This window comes from Planctobacterium sp. AWH2_060 (assembly GCF_056158425.1).
The window spans coordinates 4,594,823-4,614,453 of sequence record NZ_JBSWTG010000001.1 but is presented as its reverse complement, the minus strand read 5'-3'; the positions used below and the strand labels follow the sequence as shown (position 1 = coordinate 4,614,453).

Sequence of the window (19,631 nt, the reverse complement as noted above, 5' to 3'; positions counted from 1 at the left end):
CTTAAATCGACAAGAGAACGAAAATTACAATACCCAGTATCACTCGATAAATAACAAAAGGCGTCATTCCCAGTGTGGATATCCACTTTAAAAATAGCGTAATGCAGATATAAGCACTGATAAAGGATAAAACAACGCCGTAAAACAGTTCTTCCCAGTTTACCGCTTCATCGCGGGACAACAGCTTGTAGGTCAGAATGGTCCCAGCCCCCAGAATAGTGGGAATGGATAATAAAAACGAGAAGCGCGCGGCTTTTTCCCGGCTAATCCCTAAAAACAATGCCGCTGTCATAGTAACGCCTGAACGAGAAGTGCCGGGAATAATGGCCGCTACTTGCGCCAGGCCCACAATCAGGGCTTTTTTCCAGGTCAGCTCGACATTGCCCTGTTGACGGGTTGCCACCTTGTCGGCCCAGTACAACAACAGACCGAAAACAATGGTGGTGGTGGCAATCACATATCCTGAACGCAACCAACCTTCCACGTAATCTTTAACCAAAAAACCCACAATAATCACCGGCAGCGTTGCCAGAATAATCATCCAGGCCAACTTGCCATCTTCTGTCACCTTGCCACTGAGTGACTGTCCCCAGCCCACAGTTAACTGCAGCACTTCTCTGCGAAAGTAGCTCACTACCGCCAATAAACTACCTACATGCACAGCCACATCAAACGCCAGTCCCTGATCTCGCCAGCCAAAGAGTTGCGACGGCAAAATCAGGTGGGCCGAGCTGGAGATGGGCAAAAATTCTGATAATCCCTGAATAATCGCCAGTATGATGATTTCTGCTAAACTCAATTTAGTGTTCCTTTTACAATGTAATCTGCTCTTTGGCGGACAACCTCAATGCCCACCGAATCCACCTGCTTTAAAATATCAGGCTTCAAAATTTCCAGGCGAATTTCTGCCAAGGGGAATGCCGCGAATAAACCAGCAAAGATTAAATCAGCAAACTTTTCCAGCAATTCAGGATGATGGCTGTCTGCCAGATTTTCGATGTGCTCAACCACAGCTGCATAATCAATGGTATCGGCAACAAGGTCCGACTTCATGGCGGTATTGAGCTCTGTCAACAGGGTTAAATTAAGGATAACTTTCTGGCTATTTTGCCTTTCCCAGTTATAGACACCAATGATGGTGTCGATTTCTAACCCTTTAATAATGATTTTGTCCATAAAGACGGCTTATAATGATGCTTAGAATTGTAACTGCTGGGAATCATACTGATTTATCCTGGATTGTCTAACCTCAAAACGAGTTCACCATGTTAGCCGTATTACTGCCAGTTCTGGCCTACTATCTTGGCTCAATTTGCAGTGCCATTTTGGTGTGTCGCATGTGGCAATTGCCCGATCCCCGCTCTAAAGGTTCAGAAAACCCAGGCACCACCAACGTCTATCGCATCGGCGGTAAATGGCCTGCATTGGTTACATTTAGTTTTGATATGTTGAAGGGCTTGCTACCGGTACTGCTGGCGGTTTATCTCAAGCAACCTGAAATCGTGGTGGCGCTTTGTGGTGTAGGCGCCTGCCTGGGTCACATTTTCCCGTTATTTTTTAAGTTTAAAGGTGGCAAGGCCGTGGCAACCGGTTTCGGCGTGGTCTTAGCGCTGGAATGGTTACTGGGTATTTTTCTGATCTTGGTGTGGTTGGGTATCATGAAAAAAATGCGAATATCGTCCGTGGCCGCCATTATTAGCGTCAGCCTGGCCCCGATACTAGCCTGGCTGAGCAATTCTCCCTGGTTTATGAGTATCACTCTGATGAGTTGTACCATTGTGCTGCGCCACCTGCCCAATATTCGTCGCTTGTGGGAAGGCAGCGAGCTGAAAACCTGAAATGCTGCTATTTTAGAGGTTTTAATTCATCCAATGGCCAACGGGGCAATACCTGATCAGCCATATCATCCTGTTGTCCAGCCAACAATCGCTGTGCACCAGCATAAGCGATCATAGCACCATTGTCGGTACAAAAAGCAGGGGCTGGATAAAAGGCTTTTCCGCCCATCTTCTCCATTAATTTCGTGACCTTGTCTCTCAGCTGCACATTAGCGCTAACTCCACCCGCAATGACAAGTTGCTTAACATTGCATTGTTTTAGTGCCCTTCGGCATTTGATCAGTAAGGTATCAATAACCGCTTCCTGAAACGCCGCAGCCACATCAGCTTTATCCTGCTCCGACAACTCACCAGAATCTGAGGCTTTTTTAACGTCCCGGATAGTGTTGGCGGCAGCGGTTTTCAGGCCACTGAAACTAAATTGCAATCCGGGTCTGTCGGTCATGGGTCGAGGAAAGGTAAAACGCTTCGCATTGCCCTGGTCCGCCAGTTTTGCCAATCGTGGTCCGCCGGGATAATCCAGGCCCAGCAATTTAGCGGTTTTATCGAAGGCTTCGCCGGCAGCGTCATCAACCGATTCTCCTAACAACTCATAACTGCCAATTGCATCCACTTTAACCAGCATTGAGTGCCCGCCTGAAACCAACAAAGCTACAAACGGAAAACACAAATCGATATCGTCCAACAGCGGGGCCAGCAAATGTCCTTCCATGTGATGCACACCGACTGTGGGTATGTCCCAGGCAAAGCCTAAACTGCGAGCCACCGAACTACCCACCAGTAAAGCGCCGATCAAGCCCGGTCCGCGCGTATAGGCAATACCATCAATATCCTTATGACTAACCCCGGCCTCTTTTATCGCCTCTTCTATCAAAGGTACGACTTTGCGAATGTGATCTCTGGACGCCAGCTCCGGCACCACACCGCCATAATCGGCGTGTAACTTCACCTGGCTGTACAGTGCATGAGATTGCAGGCCTTTGTCTGTGTCATACAGAGCAATACCGGTTTCATCACAGGAAGTTTCTATTCCTAATACCAACATATCTATCTTATCTACGGTCAAAACTGGCGCTAGTTTACCCAAAAGCGTTTAGCAGAACCAATCGAAAACCTTTGTACCGGGAAAACCGTGCAACTAATCGACACAAATAGCCGCCATTCCCTTTACTTTACCTGGCGATATGATTAGAATTGCGCACCATTTTTAACCGTGCCGTCTATTTTTTAAGCACATTATTTATAAGATTTTGATTTGAGGTGATTATTTAATGCCAATCGTTAAAGTAAGAGAAAACGAACCGTTTGACGTAGCACTGCGTCGTTTTAAGCGTTCTTGTGAAAAAGCGGGTATCTTATCCGAAGTTCGTCGCAGAGAATTCTTCGAAAAGCCTACCTGGGAACGCAAGCGTAAAAAAGCAGCTGCTAAAAAGCGTCACTTGAAAAAAGTGGCTCGCGAAAACGCGCGTCGTATCAAGTTATACTAAATCGTTAACCGCGAATTATAGTTAAGTTATGTCTTTAAAAGAATCACTTAAAGAAGCCCAAAAAGAAGCTATGCGCGCCAAAGACAAATTGCGTCTTGGCACCATTAGAATGGCTTTGGCTGAAATTAAGCAAAAAGAAATAGACGGCAAAGTCGAGTTAGAAGACGCTGATGTATTGGCGATACTGACCAAAATGGTCAAGCAACGCAAAGATGCCATGCAACAGTTTGAAGCTGCCGGACGCGAAGATCTGGCAGAACAGGAAAGAAATGAAACGGAGGTGATACACTCATTTCTTCCTAAGGCATTAACCAGTGAAGAACTCGACGCCTTAATCGCCGAAGCTATGACCGAAACCGGTGCCAATGGCATGCAGGATATGGGCAAAGTGATGGGATGGCTGAAACCAAAAGTTCAGGGCCGCGCCGATATGGGTGAACTGAGCAAAGCCATCAAGGCTAAACTTAGCGCATAATTCACGGCAGTTAAATCTGCACTAACGAATTTATCGACTTGACACAAGCCGTACCTTATTACAAGGTGCGGCTTGTTTATTTGTGGACCTTAAAATAACAATTTATGGCTGGCAGAATTCCCCGTAGTTTTATTGATGACCTATTAGCTCGTGCTGATATCGTTGAGCTTATCGATAGTTTTGTGCCTTTGAAAAAGGCCGGCCGAAACTATCAGGCCTGTTGTCCCTTCCACAATGAAAAAAGCCCATCTTTTACCGTTGCGCCAGATAAACAGTTTTATCATTGTTTTGGCTGCGGTGCTCATGGCAATGCCATATCATTTTTGATGGAATATGAACGGCTGGAGTTTCCCGAGGCGGTGGAAGAGCTGGCCCGCATGTATCACCTGGAAGTCCCTCGTGAAGACGGCGGCAATTTCAGACAGCAAAGTCCACAGCAAAAACAGCAGTTGCAAGATGACTATGAGTTGATGAATAAAGTGGCGCGTTTCTACGCACAACAATTACGTCAACACAGCCAGGGGCAAAGTGCCATCGATTATCTTAAAGGGCGCGGCTTAAGCGGTGAAATTGTTAAAACCTTTGAGATAGGTTTTGCACCACCGGACTGGGATTCGGTATTGCGTCAGTTTGGTACCGATAATCAGTCAATTCAGCAACTGATGGACTTAAAGCTGGTAAACCAGAACGACCAGCAACGCCGTTATGATTTTTTCCGCGACCGCATCACCTTCCCAATTCGGGACCGTCGAGGACGAGTCATTGGCTTTGGTGGCCGCATCATGCAAGGCGATGGCCCCAAGTATTTGAACTCACCGGAAACCCGAATTTTCCACAAAGGCTCAGAGCTTTACGGCTTCTACCAGGCCAAACAGGCCCATCGCAAACTGGAAAAAGTGATCATCGTTGAAGGCTACATGGACGTGGTAGCTTTGGCGCAATTTGGTATTGATTACGCTGTAGCCGCACTGGGCACGGCAACAACACCAGAACATATTCAGTTATTGTTCCGCAATACCCAGGAAGTGATCTGTTGTTACGACGGCGACCGGGCCGGACGCGACGCCGCCTGGCGGGCACTGGAAAATGCCTTGCCAATGTTGAAAGACGGCTGCAAATTAAAGTTCCTGTTTTTACCCGATGGCGAAGACCCGGATACCATGGTCCGCCAGGAAGGCAAAGAAGCCTTTGAAGAGCGCCTGAAGCAGGCGCAGCCCTTATCGGAATTTTTGTTTGAGCAATTGCGTCAACAACACGACCCGTCCACACTGGAAGGCAAAGCCAGCCTGAAAGCCCAGACGATACCTATGCTGGAGCAGGTGCCCGGTGAATACCAGAAACAATTGTTAACTGAAAAACTGGCTACCATTACCGGAGAATACAACCAGGTAGTGGCCAGCAAAAAAATCGCTGAAGCCAACGTCTCCATCAAAGCGCAAAAAGCAGATTACGAAAAACACCAAAAAATGTCTGATTCGCCGGTGAGAAGATTGTTGCACTTGTTATTACACGCCCCCGAAGTAGCACGTCAGGTACCAGAAGTGACACCGCAAAGTCTGTTGGCCATCAATTTACCGGGCATGAATCTACTGCGCGACATTCACAGCATCTGTGTTTCTGAGGCAAGTGTGATGGGCATCCAAATCCTGGAACGCTTCCGCGAACATCCCCACTATCATGTGCTACTCAAAATGATGGGCAAAGAAATGCCGCCCGGTAAAGACTTAGTAGCTGAATTCAGAGGGAACATGAACCGTCTGATCCAGTTGCAATTAGAAGCCCGGCTGGATGAACTGACAACTCTTTCCCGCGTGCAGTCGCTAAGTGCAGAGGAAAAGCAGGAAATAGTAGCTTTAACTAAAGCCCTGCGCACCGGTATCGCTACTCAATAGCAGAAATTGCACTGCAGACCTTGTAAAATCGGGATTTAACACCAAATATTAGAGTAAGCGCGACGGTTAGTAACGTCAGTTAGTAATGATTTGTAAACAGGCCGGAAAAACAAATTTTGTTCAAGGCGTAGATTGTACACTTTTTTATCTGCTATAATCGCTAATTCCGCGCGCGTTGGCGCAACGTCTTCAGGAGTGCTCCGATAACATATTTCGTGCGGCGCACTTGAACTAGTAAATTTATATTGTGGAAGCATATGGCAAGCAAGCAGTCACAGATCAAACTCCTCATTGCTAAAGGTAAAGAACAAGGCTTTTTGACCTTTTCTGAAGTAAATGACCACCTCCCGCAAGATATCGTAGATTCCGATCAAATTGAAGATATTATTCGCATGATTAACGACATGGGTATCCAGGTATTTGAAAATGCCCCGGACGCCGATGAGTTATTGATGCAGGAAACCACTACCGATGAAGAAGTCGCAGAAGCAGCCGCACAAGCGCTTGCCACGGTAGAGAGTGAAATTGGCCGTACTACGGATCCGGTACGCATGTACATGCGCGAGATGGGCACAGTTGAACTGTTGACCCGTGAAGGCGAAATTGAAATTGCCAAGCGTATCGAAGATGGCATCAATCAGGTACAGTGCTCTGTAGCCGAATACCCTGAAGCCATTACCTACCTATTAGATCAATGGGATCTGTACGAAGCCGAAGAAATTCGCTTAGGTGACATCATCCTGGGCTTTGTTGACCCTAACGAAGAAGATGTTGCTCCTACCGCAACACACATTGGTTCCGAGTTGTCTCAGGAAGAACTGGACGACGAAGACGATGACGACGATGATGACGATGATGACGATGATGACGAAGATAACAGCATCGATCCGGAGATGGCACGCGAGAAGTTTGCTGAACTGCGTGTTCAGTACGAAGCCACCCGTGAAGTTATCGCCAAAAATGGCCGTGCTCATGCCAAAGCGAAAGAAGAAATCGCCAAACTGAGTGAAGTATTCAAAGAGTTTCGTTTGGTGCCCAAGCAGTTCGACCGCATGGTACGCAATATGCGCTCCATGATGGACAGAGTACGCGTTCAGGAACGTCTGGTAATGAAGCACTGTGTTGCTCAGGCTAAAATGCCCAAGCGTGACTTTATTCGTAAGTTTGCAGGTAACGAGACCTCGCTTGACTGGTTCTATGAAGTGCTGGAAAGCGATCACCCTTACGTAGCACAGCTCAAGCTGATGCAGGAAGACATTGAGCGTTGCGTCAGCAAGATCAATCAGGTTGAAGAAGAAACCGGCCTGGTAATCGATGACATTAAGGACATCAACCGCCGTATGTCTATTGGTGAAGCGAAAGCCCGCCGCGCCAAAAAAGAAATGGTAGAAGCTAACCTGCGTCTGGTTATCTCAATCGCGAAAAAATACACCAACCGCGGTTTGCAGTTCCTGGATCTAATCCAGGAAGGTAACATCGGTCTGATGAAAGCGGTAGATAAGTTCGAATACCGCCGAGGTTATAAGTTCTCAACTTACGCTACATGGTGGATCCGTCAGGCAATTACCCGCTCAATTGCAGACCAGGCGAGAACCATCCGTATTCCGGTACATATGATTGAGACGATCAACAAGCTAAATCGTATCTCCCGTCAGATGCTGCAGGAAATTGGTCGTGAACCAACCCCGGAAGAATTGTCTGAGCGTATGTTAATGCCGGAAGATAAGATCCGTAAGGTACTGAAAATCGCCAAAGAGCCAATTTCCATGGAAACCCCCATCGGTGATGATGAAGATTCGCATCTGGGTGATTTCATCGAGGACAGCACTATTGTACAGCCTCTGGACTCGGCCACTAATAACAACCTTAAATTAGCAACTCAAGACGTGTTAGCGGGCCTTACCGCCAGAGAAGCTAAGGTGTTAAGAATGCGTTTTGGTATCGACATGAACACCGACCACACATTGGAAGAAGTGGGTAAACAGTTCGACGTTACCCGTGAACGTATTCGTCAGATCGAAGCCAAAGCTCTGCGCAAGTTGCGCCACCCGAGCCGCTCTGAGCAGCTGCGAAGCTTCCTGGATGAACAATAATAAGGAATGGGCGCATTAAGCGCCCTTTTTATATGTTAAGAAAAATCTTACTTTTGCTTATTTGTGGGGGCCTGGTGGCCTGTGACACAGCTAAGCCTGCCAACCCGGTTTGCCGCATCCATGATCAACACCTGGATGACGCCACAGGTAACGCCGGATGCTTTATAAGGGTCAACGATAAACTGCTAACCTTGGGCAACATTAAAACCGGTCGTTTGGATGTGCCTGGCGGTACTGCTGAAGAAGGTGAACTGGCACAGTGTACTGCTCATCGGGAAACCTTCGAAGAGACGGGCTTTAACGTTGAAGTAGGCAAGCTCTTAGGCGTGGCCAAAAATGGCTTCAGAATTTACCACTGTCGCCTAGCTGAAGATGTAGGCGAAGATATTGATCGTTTTCCGGTTCCCGGCTGGACCGCTCATGAAGTGGCCTTTATCAAACTCACAGACCCGTTTGATACTCTGGCTAGTGAATGGCGTTATCCCAAAAGACATATTGAAACTCTGGATATGTTTAATAAGACCAAGCCAGAAGGGCAAGAAGAGTAACCTGTAAAATGCGTTTCGGGAACCACTGGTTCCCGAAGTTCGCTGACTTAGTTTAAATTACTCAACAGCTCATCTGTCCAGACTCTGGCCTGCTCCATAAGACGAGACAACATCTCCCCTTGCGCCCAGCCACAGGCTTTTTGCACAGACTCCCAATCGGCTTTCTCCAGCAATATTACCTTGTTGAGAATGTCTCCCATAAACCCGGCTCTTTGCAATAATGCCTGTTCCAGTTCGTTTGAAATAACAAGGTGCTTGACGACATCCGCCATGTCCATATTGAGCACCCGATCTAATCCAGAAAACAAGCCCATGGTAAAGTAGCTATCAGCGTCTTTGTGCTCGATGGCCTTGGCCAGTAATTCACAGGTTCGCGCCCGCGTCAACAAAATAGTAAAGAAAGCTTCTGGCACATCGCTGTTTTGCAACAGCGAAATCAGAATAACCCACTTTTTAAGGGCTTCAATTCCCAGAAACACAACGGCCTGTTTAAGGCTACTGACTTCTCGCTTTAAACCCTGTGCAGGGCTATTTAAAATGCGTAACAATTGGTAGCTTAGTTTAGGATCTTTAGATACCAAATAGGAAAGCTTATCGAAGCTGACATCAGACTGTTGCAGTTCATTAATGATAGTCAGAGCAAGGTTAACATTGGCGTTGATTTTACGGCCTTCAACTATTTGCGGCCTTTCCAGGTAATAGCCCTGAAACAAATTAAAGCCCAAAGCTCTGCAGCGCTCAAATACCTCCAGAGTCTCCACTTTTTCGGCCACCAGAATTTTGCCCTTTTCTCGAAATTCGGCAATTTCATCCAGGTGTTGCTCGATATCACATTTCAGCAAATCAATTTTAATAAACTTTACCAGTGGAATCAGAGGCGCAAATTTGTCTGCAAAGCAATAGTCATCTAAAGCGAACTGATAGCCCAGTCGCTTGAGCTTGTAAACCCGGGCCGTCAATGCCTCGTCTACTGGTACATTTTCCAGAATTTCGATGATTGCACTGTTGCGCTTTACCGGAAAAAAGGATTCCGACATCAGCAAGTTGCGGGTTACGTTGAAAAACAGTGGATAATTAAACAGGGTCTCATCGTCGCTGATGCTGGCGATGGCATTGATAAGCAACTCACTGGTGGCGACATCACCATCACTGAATTGTGCTCTATCTGTACATTCTTTAGAGCGATACAACAGCTCGTAGGCGAAAATCTTATTGCTTTTAGAGAAGATGGGTTGACGAGCACAAAGCACGTCACTGTTGGCAAACATATTGAAGATGTACCTTTATTGGGAATTGCGTATGCCTGTATGTATTCCGGCCCTGATTACAGCACTATTTCACAAATTATGTACCTCGTCCATTAGACTTTAGCGTAATGTGACATTAGAGCGCGTTGAACTTTACAGTGTAATTTTTCAGCAAAGGTCAACATCCTCTAACGATAAGCTTCCACCAACTTATCCAACATCCCAGACAACTGTTGCAACGCTTCACTGGTTCTGGCCACCTTGTCAGATACCTGCAGATTGTCCTGAGTTTCATCCTGGATTTGTTTCAGGTTTTCACTAATCACGTGGGCCACCTGTGCCTGCTCTTCTGTAGCTGTCGCTACCTGATTATTAATATCCCGGAGCGCAGTGATTCCTGCCGTGATACTGCTCAAGGACTGTTCAGCTTCTACCACCGAGCTAACACCGGTACGCGCTTGCTCGCGACTGTCTTTCATCAGAGATACCGCTCTTGTGGCCTCTTGCTGTAAACGGTCGATTGTTTTCTGAATTTCTTCTGTTGACTCTCCGGTACGCTGTGCTAATGAGCGAACTTCGTCTGCCACAACCGCAAATCCTCGGCCTTGCTCTCCGGCCCTGGCCGCTTCAATCGCAGCATTTAAAGCCAATAAGTTGGTTTGCTCAGAAACACCGCGAATGACTTCCAGAACACTACCAATGGCATCGGTGTGGCTGGCTAACTCATCGATAACCACAGCCACAGACTCTACCTGAGAGGATAACTTTTCAATGGACTGTTTGGCCTGCATTGAGACCGCCTTGCCTTTGTGGCTGGCATCTTCTAACTCATTAGAGGTTTCCGCGGCTTTATTAGCATTGCGCGCCACTTCATCAACGGTATCCCCCATCTGACTAATAGCCGTCACCACTTCGCCCGTGTGGGCAGACTGACGCTTGCCTAACGCCAAAGACTGGCGAGCAAAATCAGCCACTGAGTCGGCCTCAGTGCGCAGATCTTCACTGGTATTAGCCACCATTTCGACGGTTTTTTGAATTTTCTCTACAAAAGCATTAAAGCCCTCACCCAGCGATTGCAACTCCTGAGATGACTGCCTCTCTAATCGCACATCAAGATTTGCTTCAGCCTGACCCAACTCAGCGAATACTGAAGACAACTTGCAGATAGGCGCCGCAATAATATTAGCAACAAATACTGCCAGTACTGCAAAACCCGCAGCCACCAACGCCACCCAGACAATCATCTGGCTGCGAGCGGCGTTGAGTTCAGCAAAGATTTCATCCACAGGTACCTGTGCCACCACATACCAACCCGCAGATTCCAGATAACTGCTGGCCAGGAAAACCTCTTCGCCATCCACCTCGGTGCGGCTCATAGCAAATTCAGAGCGGGTTAACAGTTTGCGCTCTACTTCGCTGCTATATAATGCACTAAGATTTTTTGTATTCAGATAAGACTGATTGCGGTGAATTTGTACCAGACCACTGCCATCGGTCAAAAATACGAAACCCGTTTCCGCGATGCGGTTACTTTTTAGTTTGTCCACCATCTGGTCGACAGATAGCCCGATACCCGCTAAAACCTGCCCATCCAGTTGCTGATAATTAACAAACATCTTGGTGCCTTCACCCTGCTCGGTGTAAAGGCTCATGGAAGATGCTTCGCCTGAATCGCGAAAAGCAAAAAACCAGCCATCCAGGTTGTCATTATTCAAGACTCTTAAAAACCCGCCCTGGTTCCAATACTGGGCGGTTTCACGGTTGGCAACAGATACATTGGTTAACCCATACTGATTTTTTATATTGTTCAGATTGCGAATAACAATGTCTTCCTGCGCACCGGGTGAACCACTGCGCATCCATTGATTGACAAACTCATCGTTGGCCAACTGCATAGTGGCGCTGCGCATGATTGAGATTTCCTTATCTAATTCGTTGCGAATGCGTTGCAAGGTGTTGGGAAGCTCCACTTCCTCGAGACGTTCAGACACCAGATTTCGCGCACTGAACTGCCCTATCGCACCAACAATAATGGTGGACACCAGGACCGCTGTAAGCAGTGAAAAAACAAATAATTGCTTAATAGATAGAGATGCTAAATTCATTAATTGCTCGTCTTAAGCGCAATGGCTAATTCTTATTGTAGGAGTGACAACTGCAAAAATACAAATGATGCCGCCTTTATCCCGTAAACTCTATAATCTCGTTTTCGACCAAATAGTCAATATTCTGCAATTTTTTTTCCTATTTTCATTAACTTGCCTGACCTTTTTATGACAAAAGGGGCATTTGCATTTACTTTTTGCCACACCACTGGCAAACTCATCTGACCACTTGTTATATTTATGGGGATTTTACCATGCCGGAATATCGTGCTCCGTTAACAGATTTTCAATTTCTTCTTCACGACTGGTTAAAGGTCACTGAACATTATGCCAGTATAGGTAAAGACGACATCGACGCAGACCTGGTTAACGAGATAATTGCCCAGGGAGCGCGATTTGCAGAATCAGAGATTGCCCCTATTAATCAGGCAGGAGACCTGCAAGGCTGTAAGTTAAACGACGGTAAAGTAACCACCGCAGAAGGCTTCCCTGAAGCTTACCAGAACTACATTGAAAACGGCTGGAACGCCATGTTGGGCAGTGAAGAGTACGGTGGTCAGGAGTTACCCTACTCTGTCGCTATTCCGGTACACGAAATGCTAGTGTCAGCCAATGTCAGTTGGCGCTTAGTGTGTGGCCTGACGGAAAGTGCCGTACTGGCTCTGGAAAAACACGGCAGCGAACAACTCAAAGAAACCTATTTGCCCAATCTAATCAGCGGCGAATGGACTGGCACTATGAACCTGACCGAGCCTCAGGCAGGCTCTGATCTGAGCTTGCTTACCACCAAAGCAGAACCTAACGACGACGGCTCTTATCAGATTACCGGCACCAAAATTTTTATCTCCGGTGGAGATCACGAATGGACTGACAACATCATTCATCTGGTCCTCGCCAGACTGCCGGATGCACCACCTGGAGTAAAAGGTATTAGTTTGTTTCTGGTTCCCAAAATGTTACCTGGCGACAACGGTGCTTTTGATGTCGTCAATGATGTTTCTGTTGGCAGCATCGAACACAAAATGGGTCTGCATGGCTGCCCCACCTGCGTTATGAACTTTGATGGTGCCAAAGGCTGGTTAATTGGCGCACCGCACAGCGGCCTGGCATGTATGTTCACTATGATGAACGACGCCCGCTTCCAGGTAGGTTTACAGGGAACCGGGATCGCAGAAGCCTCATATCAGGGAGCACTTACTTACGCCAAAGACCGTCTGCAATCAAGAGCACCACAAGGCGTGCAACAGCCCGATGAAAAAGCGGATGCCATCATTCATCTACCAGATGTACGCCGCATGCTGTTGACACAAAAGGCGCTGACAGAAGGCTGCCGGGCATTGGGCTTGTTATACGCCAAGCAGGTAGACCTGGTGCGATTTGGCTCTCCAGAAGAACAAGCCAACGCGGAAGCCATCGTCGCCTACCTTACCCCCATCACTAAATCCTTCTTCACTGATGTTGGTCAGGAGGTATCCCAGTTGGGGGTTCAGATTTTTGGTGGTCACGGCTACATTCAGGAGTGGGGCATGGAGCAGTTAATTCGCGATAGTCGTATCACGCAATTATACGAAGGCACCAACGGTATTCAGGCACTGGATTTGATATCCCGTAAACTGGTACGAGACGGCGGCAAAATGCTTCAGGCTACGGCAGAGTTGTTTGCAGTTTTGATTGCCAATATCGCCAATCAGCCGGACAAAGATAAAGCTCAGGAGATTTATGACAGTTGGCTGGAAGGTTCGCAATCATTGATGAAGGGTGATGCCTTTGATACTGCCAGTCGCGCTTATGATTACATGCAATTTTGCGCCTACTCACTGTTGGGCATTTGCTGGCTCAGCCTGAAAGACACGGCTTCAAGCAATGACAACCAACAATTGGCACAAAGCAAAGCCAAAGTCAGTGACTTCTATATAAAACGACTGTACCCCAGAGCACTAATGCACAAAGCGGCATTAACGGATAATGGTGAAGATCTGGCAGCGCTTGCCCTGGATGAATTCTAAAAGTTTTCATACTGCGTAAAAAAGGGAGTCCAATGACTCCCTTTTCTATCTGCGAAAACGCCAGGGCGATAGCATGAATGCTCATTTAGTGACAGTAGTGTCCAGAAACTAATAACTTTCATTTGGAGATATTCCAAAACTGATTCGTTTGCGGGTTCGGTTCCGCCAGTATTTGTTCGGAGTGCTGAACCTCATCTCCCTTTACGCGCAATAAACTACGACATCAGTTAAAACAACGATGAGAGCTATCAGGGATGATAGCAAATACCAATAAGTGACGTTAAGCATTCGCTCAGCGCCATATCAGCGAGCTTAATTCGAGGCGCGTGAATGAAGTAATACTGGTGGTCTTTCGAATTTCACGCAACAAAGAAGTAAGCCGCTGAGATGGCGTCTTCGATGGATTTGAAACGGTTTTATACGTCGTTAGATGTTTTTGATTTAACCCATTAAACCTGTAAACATCTGCCTTGTCTAAAACCGTTTCAATTTCCACTGAGTAGCATGCTTAACGTCACTTATTGGTATACTCAATGCCCAGCACAGGGATGTGCTGTCATTGATGGTCGTCGTTGTTCTGATGGCGAAGTTTATGTTTTTGCGCGTCAGGGGCTGCGGGGGGTTCTTAAGGGGGGCGAAGCCCGGTCACCTTAAGGCGCAGTCGGCGCCCCGACAATGATTTCAATCAAATGATAATGGTTGAATTAGACCGCGTTGTCGAAAAAAGTCCACCTAAGACTAAACTCAAAATTGAAGCCCAAAGGTAGGTAGAGTGTTTCAATATCGATTTTTTAAACGTAGCCAAAATAATAGGTTTTAGCTTCGGACAGGCTATGTCCGAGGTTCACTCAAAAATCGTTGGCGATCTTACTCTGGCAAAAACGCCTATTGGCGAATACCCTCTACATGTAACTCCAACAGCACAGTCGTGGGGCCCAAAATTTCCTTCATACCATAATCCGCCATACGAATTTCAGTATTGCCAGCGAATCCGGCGCGGTATCCACCCCAGGGGTCGTCACCTTCACCAATTTTTTCAGCATTGATAACAATGTTTTTGGTGGTGCCATGCAGTGTCAGCTTGCCGGCTACTTCCAGTTTACCGTCACCCTTGTCGGTGATTTTGGAACTGACAAATTTCGCTTCTGGAAAGTCTTTCACATTTAAAAAGTCATCACTGCGCAAGTGCTTGTCGCGTTCGGCATGATTGGAATCGATACTGGCAGTTTTAATATTTACTGCAATTTTGGCAGCCTGTGGCTGTTCTGCGTCGTAACTAAAAGTGCCATCAAAATCATTGAATCTACCGGTTAACCAGGAATAGCCCAGATGCTTGGTCTTAAAGTTGATAGAAGCATGAGCGCCTTTGCTATCAATAATGTAGTCTGCTGCCTGAGCTAGTGGGGATAACAATGCAGTTAGTAGCACTGCAGCTAATGTTTTTTTCATTTTCAATTCCTCAATACAATTTAACGTTTTATACGAAACATACGACGCAGCGTATCGTCTTTATCTACAAAATGATGTTTCAAAGCAGCCAAAGAATGCAATGCTACGAAAGCCATCAAGCCATATGCCAGATACTCGTGTATCAGGCCTGCAACATCTTCCTGGTTGTCAAAAAGTTCCCCTAATGCGGGTACAGTCAACCAACCGAATATCTCAATACCCCGTCCATCTGCCGTTGAGATCAGATATCCGCTACAAAAAATCGCCAGCATTAAAATATAGAGAACACCATGTGCCAGACCTGCCAGCCGCTTTTCCCGGGGCTTACCCAGCGGTTTAGGGCTGATATTAATGAGCTTCCAGAGCAATCTGAGTAGCACAAAAGCAAAGAGTATTAGGCCAATACTTTTATGCCAATTGGGCGCTATCCGATACCACTCGCTGTAGTAATTTAGCTCCACCATCCACCAGCCCAGCGCAAACAATCCAATAACAGCAACAGCCGTGATCCAGTGCATAACAATAGCCACCAAACCAAAACCATTTTCACTGTTTCTCAACATAACAACCTCAAAAAGTAAGCGATGGATAGAAGATATCAGACGGAAAAGAATATAAAAATGTCAAAAAAGAGGGCTTAACTGTCTAATAAATAGAACCAATCGTCTCAGACGCTGGATTTTATTGCATGGTAAAGGGTCTGGTCAGCTATTGTAATAACCATTGCGGCCAACACTTTGTAACAAAATTTTTCCCGGAAGCTCCGAAAATTGGGCAACCGGGAAAGTTTATTGGGGTGTGATATTATTTGCAGTCCGCGGGGGACTTACCCGTGATAGATTTAACCAGGTCTTCCAGAGCAGGAGCCAGATCGTGTTCCGGGATCAACACTTCCACCAGCGTTGACTGCTCAGGATATGACTGTATCACTTGCAGGGTACGGTAAAGCTCTTCACAGTTCTTCACCTGGTAACCCGGCATATCGTAAGTTGCCGCCAGACTCAGATAATCCCACTTGGGCAACACGTCGAACGGAGCAAACTTGCCATTTGGTGTAAAGGCGCAGACATCCACAAATGACTGTTCGATGGCATACACACCATTACTCATGACAAAAACCACTGCATCCAGCTTATTGCGAGTAACCGTCGACAGCGCCTGACACATCATCATAAAGCCACCGTCACCGGCCACCACCATGCTGCGCTTATCAGATGCCATGGATGTCCCGGTAACACATCCGGTTTCGTGTCCCAATGATCCCCAAGCCGCATCACCAACAAAACTGTCCTGTGGCAAGCCAATAAGACGGGCTGCCTGATACAAGGAGGAACTCTCTCCCAGGATCAAATTCGTCTCAGACAATAAATGTTCTTTCTGCAACCAACCCCAAAACACCTCAAAAAAGGTCTTATAACCTAGAGGTTGGGCTAACAACTCTGGGGTGAGTTCTGGCATAGCAGGTAGAACCGGTAAAGGCAGATTATTGCGTGGAAAATCGCAGCTTTGCTCACATCGCGCAGTTAATGCTGTAATAAACTCAGCCATAGCAATATTGCGATAATGTTGATACCCCACTCGCGCCTGGTCGGCATCGACAGAGATAATATCAGCAAATTGATTTTCCAAAATATCCAGATAATCGTCGGTAAAGATCACCCCTAACGCCAGTATTGCATCGGATTGGCTGAAGTAATCGTTAGTGCCGGGATTCGAAGCTGCACCGGCATAGGTACCAATGAAGGTACCGGAATTTTCATCCAGTGTAGTTTTCCCCAAAGTGGTGGTGGCATAGGGCAAACCCGATGCTTCCAGCAGAGCCAGAACCTGCTCCTGTAATCCAAAGCGAGCAATTTCAACGCCCACCAATACCACTGGTTTTTTAGCGCTTTTTATTTTCTCAATGGCCATACTAATCATAGCTTCCAGCGAATCTTTTTGGCTGCACTGTGGCAGGGCTGTCAAGTTATTCTGTGGCTGCTCACATTCCATTCCCCAAACATCCTGCCAGGCCTCCAGGTAAATGGGGCGACGGTGTGTAATCGCTTGAGTCAGGGCATGATCAATCTGAGTGGGAGCCTGATGAACATTACTCAGAATTTCGGCCGCAACGGTTACGTTGCTATAGACATTGCGGTCAGCCCCCAAACGCCCAGTGGAGTGATGAAACAAAACTCCGGTTTGCTCGATAGTGACCCGATTTTTAGTGGTGGGGCTGGCTGTGATCACCACCACAGGGTTGCGCTCAACATAGGCCCCCGCAATGGCATTTAAGGCGCTAAAGGTACCAACGCCAAATTGTACTGAAACCGCACCAATACCTTTGTACCTGGCATAACCATCAGCGGCATAGCCTGCTCCTAGCTCGTTAACGTCACCTACTGCATCGATACCGTCAAATGCTTCCAGGGCATCCATAAACTCAGCCACATAATCACCAGGCACCTGAAACACTTTGTCCAGGCCCAGTTGTTGCAAACGGGTTAACAGGTAATCAGCCACGGTAAACTTTGCTTTTGCGGCATGACTTTTTAAAGCATTATTTCTGGACATGATTAATCCCCTCATAAGCAAATTCAGTGACGTCGGTTAACGTCTTACCGCAATTGGTGCAGGTAAAAGGCGGTTTATTAGGGTCGCATTGACAGCCATCAGGACAAGGCACGGGTAAGAAGTTAAAACCATGATTTGCGTCCAGCCAGGATGGATAATCAGGATCATTGACCAGCCACTCTGGTTTATCTAAATCGAAAAAGGACTCCAGGGTCGATTCCGCGGTGTTCAAAGCTCCTTCAACCCAGCCTTGTTCATAAGAGTAAGCTTCTCCCACAATATAAATATCCTGATCCGCCACCGGATGGCGCATTCGACACATGACTTCATCAAGGCGATAATTGGCTTTCCACTCATGCCAGCCGCCACCGTAGGGGTCTTCACCCCACTCCTGATAAACCGCCGAATAGGGCATAGGTAACTCTTTTTGATTGTGCAAGGCTTCAATCTGGCGTTGCGCTGACTCCACCATATCCTGGGTGATCTGGAACTCGTGCTTAAGCATGACTTCTTCGCCCTCAATAGCACAGCGACTTTGATTGGGAAAAAAGCCCTGATATTGCTCGCCTTTTTCCAGTCCCTTCCAGAAAGGAATGGTTTCAATATCGTTATAAGACGCCATTAACAGCGAGTTCATGGTGTTTTCCCCGCCTTCCTGTTCGCACTCAGTCCCCATGTAATAGGTTTGGCGGATGGGTAAATCGGTAACCGAGCGCCCCGCCACTAATCCCAAACTACGCCACCAGGGTCGCTCATAGGCCATAAACATCTTGAAGGCCTTTTGTATCAATACTGAAGGGATGTTTTCTTTTAACCAGGGATCATCAAAGAAAGAGGATTTAATCAACTCCAATGAACGCCTCGGCATCGCCAAAATCACTTTTTTAGCCCGAACCACAGTGGGTTCAGCGTCATTGCACTGTCTGGTTTTACCAGCTTCATCGGTTATCGTGGGATAAAACAACAACTCATAAGTGCAGTTTTTGTCTTTGCGCAGCCGCAACTCATCCAGGCGATGGTTCATGTAAATGCGCTTGCCATCAGGAATGACTCCTCCCCCCATAGCATTAAAATTAGCAGCCAAGGTAATAGGCAGCGCCTGAAAACCGTCTTTTAAGGTTAAGAACACCGTATCATCGGAGTATTCTGTGGCGGGTAACTGAGTAACTGCGCTGGCATTGGCCACATTGGCATCATAACCACCCGCGTCTTTCATAAACTGATAGGCTTCGTTGCTAAGCACCCTTTCCAGCAAGTTCCAGAAGCCGTATTTCCAGATCTCCTTGCCGAAAACCTTGAGCTGCATCTGTTCACACAAGCTCATGTCTGCAAACCCCGGACAAATCAGGTTCATCACTTTGACCTGCAGGTTTTCCGGTCCATAGCCTTTTTCAGACCAATTCATTTTGTAGGGGATACGATCCGGGCACTCGGCGAAATCCCGATATCGAAAGTATTCGCCACGTAAATAAAACAGGTTGTTATCAGCATGTGCAACCGGACTGGCGGGATCCTTAGGATCGATTGGCAAGGATGAACCCATCGGAAAGTTTTTGGTTTGCAGCCCCAATTCATTTACCAGGGTTTTAACCATGATGTGATCTTCCGGGATATAGCGCATGCCTCCCAATTCGGCTACCACATTGGGTAGCCCCGGAATTCTGCGGCTATACAACCTGCCACCAATGCGGTTGCTGTATTCAAACAAAGCTATTTTTTGTTTGTCTCCAAAAGCCTGTTGCAGTCGCCATGCACTGTAGACGCCTGACACTCCTCCCCCAACAATAGCTACATCTAATTCGATCTCACTCATATTCCTTATCCCTTGTTTTAGTATTTTGAAGGTATTGCCTACTGCGACAGCATTTTGCAAAGTGCCTTTAAATTCGTTTCGGAAAAGAGTAAAAATATAGCCAACAATTAGAAATGTGCACGACT

Annotated in this window: 16 protein-coding genes; 7 read left to right on the top strand and 9 right to left on the bottom strand. The window is 46.9% G+C overall.

The features are described 5' to 3' along the window. Position 1: 1 nt before the first annotated feature. A complete protein-coding gene (locus ACXAD8_RS19900) occupies positions 2-799 on the bottom strand; it encodes an undecaprenyl-diphosphate phosphatase (protein ID WP_475231757.1) in 798 nt (265 codons plus the stop codon). Continuing rightward, a complete protein-coding gene (folB, locus tag ACXAD8_RS19895) occupies positions 796-1,176 on the bottom strand; it encodes a dihydroneopterin aldolase (RefSeq protein WP_475231755.1) in 381 nt (126 codons plus the stop codon). Before folB ends, ACXAD8_RS19900 begins: the two co-directional genes overlap by 4 nt. A gap of 89 nt (positions 1,177-1,265) precedes the next feature. On the opposite strand from folB, the gene plsY reads away from it, so the two are divergent. Next, positions 1,266-1,838: a glycerol-3-phosphate 1-O-acyltransferase PlsY gene (plsY, locus tag ACXAD8_RS19890; RefSeq protein ID WP_475231753.1), complete on the top strand. Its 573-nt coding sequence runs from the start codon at positions 1,266-1,268 to the stop codon at positions 1,836-1,838. Between the two features lie 7 nt (positions 1,839-1,845). Here the strand turns inward: plsY and tsaD are convergent, their stop codons facing one another. Continuing rightward, on the bottom strand, positions 1,846-2,883 hold the full coding sequence (tsaD, locus tag ACXAD8_RS19885; RefSeq protein WP_475231751.1) for a tRNA (adenosine(37)-N6)-threonylcarbamoyltransferase complex transferase subunit TsaD: 1,038 nt from the start codon (positions 2,881-2,883) through the stop codon (positions 1,846-1,848). 226 nt (positions 2,884-3,109) lie between these two features. Between tsaD and rpsU the strand changes: the two genes are divergently transcribed. From rpsU to ACXAD8_RS19860, 5 genes are all read left to right on the top strand, one after another. After that, on the top strand, positions 3,110-3,325 hold the full coding sequence (gene rpsU, locus ACXAD8_RS19880; protein ID WP_229528211.1) for a 30S ribosomal protein S21: 216 nt from the start codon (positions 3,110-3,112) through the stop codon (positions 3,323-3,325). Between the two features lie 28 nt (positions 3,326-3,353). Beyond that, positions 3,354-3,800 (top strand): GatB/YqeY domain-containing protein, encoded by a 447-nt coding sequence (locus ACXAD8_RS19875; RefSeq protein WP_475231749.1) that lies wholly within the window; start codon positions 3,354-3,356, stop codon positions 3,798-3,800. Between the two features lie 104 nt (positions 3,801-3,904). Beyond that, positions 3,905-5,692 (top strand): DNA primase, encoded by a 1,788-nt coding sequence (dnaG, locus tag ACXAD8_RS19870; RefSeq protein ID WP_475231747.1) that lies wholly within the window; start codon positions 3,905-3,907, stop codon positions 5,690-5,692. 257 nt (positions 5,693-5,949) lie between these two features. After that, on the top strand, positions 5,950-7,785 hold the full coding sequence (rpoD, locus tag ACXAD8_RS19865; protein ID WP_475231745.1) for an RNA polymerase sigma factor RpoD: 1,836 nt from the start codon (positions 5,950-5,952) through the stop codon (positions 7,783-7,785). A gap of 32 nt (positions 7,786-7,817) precedes the next feature. Continuing rightward, on the top strand, positions 7,818-8,333 hold the full coding sequence (locus ACXAD8_RS19860) for an NUDIX hydrolase (RefSeq protein WP_475231743.1): 516 nt from the start codon (positions 7,818-7,820) through the stop codon (positions 8,331-8,333). Positions 8,334-8,380: 47 nt separating this feature from the next. Here the strand turns inward: ACXAD8_RS19860 and ACXAD8_RS19855 are convergent, their stop codons facing one another. After that, positions 8,381-9,601: an EAL and HDOD domain-containing protein gene (locus ACXAD8_RS19855; protein ID WP_475231741.1), complete on the bottom strand. Its 1,221-nt coding sequence runs from the start codon at positions 9,599-9,601 to the stop codon at positions 8,381-8,383. Positions 9,602-9,768: 167 nt separating this feature from the next. Then, positions 9,769-11,685 carry a methyl-accepting chemotaxis protein gene (locus ACXAD8_RS19850; RefSeq protein WP_475231739.1) on the bottom strand — a complete coding sequence of 639 codons (1,917 nt, stop codon included), beginning with the start codon at positions 11,683-11,685 and terminating at the stop codon, positions 9,769-9,771. 254 nt (positions 11,686-11,939) lie between these two features. Between ACXAD8_RS19850 and ACXAD8_RS19845 the strand changes: the two genes are divergently transcribed. Then, positions 11,940-13,691, top strand: a complete 1,752-nt coding sequence (locus tag ACXAD8_RS19845; RefSeq protein ID WP_475231738.1) for an acyl-CoA dehydrogenase family protein — start codon at positions 11,940-11,942, stop codon at positions 13,689-13,691. Between the two features lie 885 nt (positions 13,692-14,576). Here the strand turns inward: ACXAD8_RS19845 and ACXAD8_RS19840 are convergent. The 4 genes from ACXAD8_RS19840 to ACXAD8_RS19825 all read right to left on the bottom strand — a co-directional run bounded on the left by ACXAD8_RS19840 (position 14,577) and on the right by ACXAD8_RS19825 (position 19,506). Further along, complete coding sequence (locus ACXAD8_RS19840) at positions 14,577-15,140, bottom strand: YceI family protein (RefSeq protein WP_475231737.1); 564 nt, start codon at positions 15,138-15,140, stop codon at positions 14,577-14,579. Between the two features lie 20 nt (positions 15,141-15,160). Beyond that, complete coding sequence (locus tag ACXAD8_RS19835) at positions 15,161-15,703, bottom strand: cytochrome b (RefSeq protein WP_475231735.1); 543 nt, start codon at positions 15,701-15,703, stop codon at positions 15,161-15,163. 241 nt (positions 15,704-15,944) lie between these two features. Beyond that, positions 15,945-17,693: an alpha-keto acid decarboxylase family protein gene (locus ACXAD8_RS19830; protein WP_475231733.1), complete on the bottom strand. Its 1,749-nt coding sequence runs from the start codon at positions 17,691-17,693 to the stop codon at positions 15,945-15,947. After that, on the bottom strand, positions 17,680-19,506 hold the full coding sequence (locus ACXAD8_RS19825; protein WP_475231732.1) for a flavin monoamine oxidase family protein: 1,827 nt from the start codon (positions 19,504-19,506) through the stop codon (positions 17,680-17,682). Before ACXAD8_RS19825 ends, ACXAD8_RS19830 begins: the two co-directional genes overlap by 14 nt. Between the last annotated feature and the right edge of the window lie 125 nt (positions 19,507-19,631).